The organism is Xanthomonas bromi (assembly GCF_900092025.1).
GTDB classification, from domain to species: domain Bacteria; phylum Pseudomonadota; class Gammaproteobacteria; order Xanthomonadales; family Xanthomonadaceae; genus Xanthomonas; species Xanthomonas bromi.
Genome location: NZ_FLTX01000108.1, coordinates 1 through 1,025 on the forward strand (window position 1 = coordinate 1; position 1,025 = coordinate 1,025).

At 75.0% G+C, this 1,025-nt stretch carries 1 protein-coding gene; it reads right to left on the minus strand.

Annotated features, from left to right (window positions below):
• Positions 1 to 1,025 (minus strand): type VI secretion system Vgr family protein (locus tag XBLMG947_RS20610; RefSeq protein ID WP_209437493.1); only part of this gene is annotated, 1,025 nt, incomplete at both ends.

The following is a 1,025-nucleotide window of genomic DNA, read 5'->3' on the forward strand; positions in this document are numbered from 1 at the left end:
TCTCGCCCACGCTCCAGTGCAGGCCCTGGCCGGCCACCACGCCGATCCCCGCCGGCGCGGCCAGGCCCAGCAAGGCATCGCCGGTGTGCGGCACGCGGCCGTCGCCCGGGCGGGCGCTGCGCTCGGCCGCCGCGCCCTTGGCCTCGGCGTAGGCCGTGCCCGGCACCGTGGTCTTCACGCTGGTCAGCAACGCCTGCAAGGGCGCCTGCTCGGCGATCAGGTGGGAGTGGTTCGCCTGGCCGACGCCTGCGTGCGCGGCCAGCGTCACCGTCTGGTGCGTGCCCGCCGCCTGCGAAAACGTCTTGCCCAGCGTCTGCACCTGGGTCAGCAATGCGCTGGGCCCGGTCGCCTCGCCGGCCGGGCCGCTGCTGCGCGCGTAGCTGCTCAGCCACAACCCCGAGGTGGCGCGCACCGCGCCCCAGGCGTCGGTGCGCAGTTCGAAGCCTTCCCCGCGGAAGCTGCCGCGGTAGTTGTCGGCCTGGTGGATCAGGTGCCCCAGGGTCAGCTGCGTGGCCGCCTGGGTGGTCGCCAGTTGCAGGCGCAGTTGCTGGTCGCTGTCGTCGAACACCAGCCGGCTGTGGCCAGCGCCGCCCCATTCCCTGGATTGCACGCCCCACAGTGCGGTGGCGTTGCGGTGCGCCGCATCGCCGCCGCCGGCGCCGTGCCAGGCCGGGGCGTGGCCGCCGGCCAGGTTGGCCTGCGCGCTGGGGCGGCCGTCGCCGGCCTGGGCATACAGGCCGGTGTCGGCCTCGGCGCCGGTGCCGCCGGGCGTGGCCGGAACGCCGGCTTCGCCCTTGCCGTTGTACAGCGCTCCCAGCACCACCGGACGGTCGATGTCCCCCTCCAGGAACCCCACCAGCACTTCCTGCCCGATGCGCGGCAGGAACTGGCTGCCCACGCCCGGGCCGGCGTAGCGCTGCGCCACCCGCAGCCACGTGCTGTCCTGCGCGGCCGCACCACAGGCCGCGTGCTGGAAGTGGAACCTGACCCGGATCCGGCCCAGCGCGTCGGCATGGACCTCCTGA